Genomic DNA, 4,354 nt, shown 5'->3' with positions numbered 1-4,354 from the left:
TAATTATCTTCGAATATTTGTTTTATAGTAATCTTATTTTTATTCATGATTTAATCATCTCATATTTATCTGATTTTTTCTATGTATATTTCAGCTAGAATGTTATCCACAGTGATTTCCGCAAGCTGTTTCCTATATAATGAAAAATCACATTATAATTTTTCATTCTTAATTTTATATTTTTATTATTCAAGGCCTAAAATTTCATTAATTATTGACAAAAGCTCTTCTACTTCTTTTGTTGTAGTTTCAGCCATATGTGCTATTCTAAATGTCTTCTCTTTCAATTTTCCATAACCATTTGAAATCATAAAGCCTTTTTCTCCTAATTGCTTGTTTAAGTCAGAAACATTAATCTCTCTTGTGTTTTTAATATTAGTTAATGTGTTTGACAAAAAATTTTTATTAGGGAATACTTCAAAGTATTTTGTAGCCCATGCTCTTACAAGCTCAGCACCAGCAATATGTCTAGCATATCTATTTTCTAAGCCTTCTTCTATTATCTTATCCAATTGATAATCTAAAGCAAACATATGTGCAAGTGATGGAGTCGAAGGATATTGATAATTTTTCTTTTGTATACATTCATATAGTCCTAACAAATCAAAATATAATCCTCTGTTTGGAACTAGTTTTGCTCTTTCTACTGCTTTTTTTGAGAATGAACAAATAGCCATTCCTGCTGGTAGTCCTAAACATTTTTGAGTTGAAGTTATACAAATATCTATAGCCCACTTATCTACATTTATTTCTGTTCCAGCAGCATTACTTACTGCATCAACGCATATTATAACTTCTGGATATTTTCTATAAATTTCAGATAAGGTATCCATATTATTCATAAGTCCAGTTGAAGTCTCATTCATAGTAATAGTTATCAAATCATATTCCCCAGTTTTTAACACATTTTCAATCATTTCTGGAGTTGTTGGCTGTCCCCATTCAGATTCAAATTTATCTGCTGGTACTGCATTAGCTGTACACATTTCAAACCATCTGTTTCCAAATGCTCCTACTGAAAATATTGCCGCTCTTTTTGCTGTACACGAACGAACAGCACCTTCCATAAGTCCACTTCCTGAACTAGTGGAAAGTAATATTTCTTCTTTAGTATTAAATACTTTTCTCATTTTGTCGCTTATGTTTCTTTGTAACGTAGATGCTTCCTTACCTCTATGTGATATTTGAGGCGTAGCCATTTTTTGAAGTACATCATCCGATACTTCTACCGGTCCTGGTATAAATAATCTTTTATGCATAATTTAACCTCCAAGGTTTGGCTTTCGCCATTTTTTATTCATTTTGTGATTTGTCTTGAAGTCACTATAACTTCTTTATTTTACCACTTAAATGCAAAATTCACAATATGACAACCATTACTTCAAGATAATTTTAGCATATTATGTACATTATTTATATAAAAAACTATATTATTAAAAATATTGTTACTATTTTCTATTCTTCGTATTATTAAAAGGTAGCTTATAATTTTTTATGTAATTATCTACCTTTTAATAATCACTATTAGAATATCAGTGAATTAATTTTTTCATTAACCTTGATCTAAGGATGCCAAAACTTTGTCGTATAAATTAACATTACATTTATCATTTTTTAAATGCTCACAATTACCACAGCTTTTACTAAATGCTGTACCTATTGACGATTGAAATCCTGACCTTACTGCGTTATATCCATTACAACTATTTGCTACATGCATCATCTGTTCATTATATTCTATTTTGGGCATAAATAATCTCCTCCTTATTATTGAGTTAATCAATTTATCATTATTATTCCCCTAATCTCTTAGAATAATTCCCCTGTGCATTCTCCACCCACATAATTAACACAACTACTACAACTTATAGACCTATATTTATAGTTTTAAATATTAATTATTGATTCAGTTTCTCTACAGTATTTTGTGGTTAAACACTGCCCTAAATTTCTCGGGCATCTTTTACATATGCAGTCCTGATTTTTACCATCACACTTTTTTGTAGCATATTCAGGACATTTATCACAGTTATCTCCACCTACAGCCATTTTATCACCTACCATTTTAATCTATATTACTTTCTCATTAACGTATATATTATATTACCTTTCTTCATTTTCTAACTCATATTTTCTTCTATACTTAATCATTATTTCGTTTAAAATATTCGTAGCTATTGTTGGCGTATAGGTAATTGCATTAGCTCCTGCTTGTATTGTTTCTAAGATAGTACTATCAGTTGGTCCTCCCGTGGCTATTATGGGAAAGTCTGGATGTTTTTCTCTTATTTTTCTAACTATATAAGCTGTTTTTTTAGCTCCTGAAATATTCAGTATAGTTGCTCCTGCACTTATTCTTGCTTCTATATCTTCGAATTCTGATACAATCGTAACTATTATTGGAATATCAATGGTTTCCCTTACTTGTGTTATAACTTCGTTTGTTATCGGACTGTTAACTACTACCCCCATAGCTCCTTTAAATTCAGCATCTAGTGCTAAATTTGTTACTCTCTTTCCCGTAGTAATTCCTCCCCCAACACCACAAAATAATGGTACATCTGATGCTAATAATAACGCTTCAGTTATTATTGGTTGAGGTGTAAATGGATATACCGCTATAATTGCATCAGCGTTTGTATTTCTTATAACAGCTACATCTGTAGTAAAAACAAAGGACTTTAATCTTTTCCCAAAGATTACAATACCACTAGCTTCTCTTATTACGCTTGGTAGCTCTATCATATGGCTTCTCAAAATCCCTTTTATTTGAGGTACCTTTTTAGCTTCTTTATTTTTTTCCATTTTCATCCATCTACCTTTCACTTATTAATTTTCTAACAACCCTTTTACCTATCTCATCTTCACTCATTTCACCCAATGCATTATCTATGTTTGTCCACTCAACCAATTCAACTTCTGAAGATATAATTATATCTCCTTCAACATACATAGCACTAAAAGTTAACATTATAATTTCTTTAGAAGCGTAATACTCGCTTCCCAAATATTTTATATCTCCAACAGTTATTCCTGTTTCTTCTTTAACTTCTCTATACACAGTTTCCTCGACGGACTCTCCATTAGTTACATACCCTGATACTAATACTTTTGAATTTTTAAACGTATAACTTTGTTTAAGGAGTAAAATTTCTTTACCCTTCATAACAGCAACTATTACACATGGTTTAGGTGTATCAAAAAACATAATATCATCTACGTTACAATATGGTACCGTGCCTTCATCCCAGCTATATTTTTCAATTAATTCACTTCCACAATGTGGACAATATTTAAATTTCAATTTATTACCTCCCTAATCCCTAATATTATTGTCGATTTATTTAAATCTAATTAAATTATAAAATAACTGAAACTGGCAAACTTAAAGTTATAAATTTTTCTCCAACTTCACACTCATAAGCAAAAATATCAACACCATTTTCCTTAGCTAATCTTAATGTATCACCAAAAGCTTGGTCCATAGTATCATATGGTGAAAAATCACTAATATCACTCATCTGAATAAGAAATAGTATTCCAGCTCCAAAACCTGTTTTTTTAGCCTCTATAAGTTCTAATATATGTTTTCTTCCTCTTTCTGTAGGTGCATCTGGAAACATAGTTTTACCATCAGCTTCAAATGTTACACCCTTTACCTCAAGATAATATACTTCATCTAAATTATTGGATAGCCTGAAATCAAATCTACTATTTCCAAATGTTTTTTCTCTCTGTATTGTATTGTATTTAACCAATTTTTGTATTTTTTTATTTTTTAATGCTTCATCAACAACCTTATTAGGAATTTGTGAATCTATGTTAATAATTTTATTATTTTTATATGCTGCAATTAGGTCATATAGTGTTTTTCGACTAGGATTAAGCTCTTCTCTTAATAAAACTTTAGATCCAGAGGTTAATATCTCCTTACATCTTCCCGTATTAGGAACATGAACCATTAATTCAACACCATTTAAATTTACATAAGCTTGAAATCTATTCGGTCTACTTATAAATTCAGCAATAAAAACTCTTTCGTTTATAAACATATTTTCATCTCCATTTTTTAAATATACACTAATTTATAAAAGTTATCAACAATAATCCATCATTATCCACAGTCCTAGTAGTTTTTCTGTGGAAATATACATATTACTCCACAAAAAAAATACAAACAAAAAAGTCCTTACAATCGCAAGGACTTTTTTTCTGGTGACTCCTAGGGGAATTGAACCCCTGTTACCACCGTGAAAGGGTGGTGTCTTAACCGCTTGACCAAGGAGCCTTATAAAATTTGGTGGCTTACCGGGGAATCGAACCCCGGACACCATGATTAAAAGTCATGTGCTCT

General features: G+C 30.5%; 6 protein-coding genes and 1 tRNA gene. All 7 read right to left on the bottom strand.

Annotated elements, in window-relative coordinates:
- Positions 1–185 precede the first annotated feature (185 nt).
- The 7 genes from JJD95_RS19750 to JJD95_RS19720 all read right to left on the bottom strand — a co-directional run bounded on the left by JJD95_RS19750 (position 186) and on the right by JJD95_RS19720 (position 4,288).
- A complete protein-coding gene (locus tag JJD95_RS19750) occupies positions 186–1,259 on the bottom strand; it encodes an alanine--glyoxylate aminotransferase family protein (RefSeq protein ID WP_291645167.1) in 1,074 nt (357 codons plus the stop codon).
- A 293-nt stretch (positions 1,260–1,552) separates the two neighbouring features.
- On the bottom strand, positions 1,553–1,750 hold the full coding sequence (locus JJD95_RS19745) for a hypothetical protein (protein WP_291645165.1): 198 nt from the start codon (positions 1,748–1,750) through the stop codon (positions 1,553–1,555).
- Between the two features lie 137 nt (positions 1,751–1,887).
- Positions 1,888–2,064, bottom strand: a complete 177-nt coding sequence (locus JJD95_RS19740; protein WP_291645169.1) for a hypothetical protein — start codon at positions 2,062–2,064, stop codon at positions 1,888–1,890.
- 39 nt (positions 2,065–2,103) lie between these two features.
- Positions 2,104–2,805, bottom strand: coding sequence for a hydrolase (locus tag JJD95_RS19735; protein WP_291645162.1), 702 nt, complete (start codon positions 2,803–2,805; stop codon positions 2,104–2,106).
- Between the two features lie 10 nt (positions 2,806–2,815).
- A complete protein-coding gene (locus tag JJD95_RS19730) occupies positions 2,816–3,304 on the bottom strand; it encodes an NUDIX domain-containing protein (protein WP_291645161.1) in 489 nt (162 codons plus the stop codon).
- Positions 3,305–3,359: 55 nt separating this feature from the next.
- Positions 3,360–4,052: a DNA/RNA nuclease SfsA gene (gene sfsA / locus JJD95_RS19725; protein WP_291645159.1), complete on the bottom strand. Its 693-nt coding sequence runs from the start codon at positions 4,050–4,052 to the stop codon at positions 3,360–3,362.
- 161 nt (positions 4,053–4,213) lie between these two features.
- Positions 4,214–4,288, bottom strand: a tRNA-Glu gene (locus tag JJD95_RS19720).
- Positions 4,289–4,354: the final 66 nt, after the last annotated feature.

Source organism: Clostridium sp. (assembly GCF_016650035.1).
Lineage (GTDB): Bacteria > Bacillota > Clostridia > Clostridiales > Clostridiaceae > Clostridium_AD.
Note: the sequence above shows the minus strand (reverse complement) of the source record. Positions and strands in the feature narration are given on the sequence as shown.